General features: G+C 43.4%; 1 pseudogene. It reads left to right on the top strand.

What is annotated here, in order from left to right:
* Positions 1–274: pseudogene (locus K5S59_RS29860) on the top strand (NADH-quinone oxidoreductase subunit H); the annotation flags it as partial.

Raw genomic sequence — 274 nt, 5'->3', positions numbered from 1 at the left:
CTGAATTTAAATGAAAGTGTAGCAGCGAAGGAGAGTGTTTGGTACATGTTCATGCAGCCAATCGGTTTCGTTGTTGTCTTAATTGCGGCGGTAGGAGAGTTGAATAGGACGCTGTTCGATTTACCAGAAGCCGAGTCAGAACTTGTTTCTGGATATCATACGGAATACTCATGATTGCGCTGGGCGTTTTTTATGCTGTCAGAGTACGTATAGTTCTTCGGAATGGCATCGATAATTACAGTGTTCTTTTTGGCGGGATGGAAGCCAGTTATGT

The sequence above is a fragment of the Bacillus sp. BML-BC051 genome, from assembly GCF_019656175.1.
GTDB lineage: Bacteria > Bacillota > Bacilli > Bacillales > Bacillaceae_G > Bacillus_A > Bacillus_A mobilis.
Note: the sequence above shows the minus strand (reverse complement) of the source record. Positions and strands in the feature narration are given on the sequence as shown.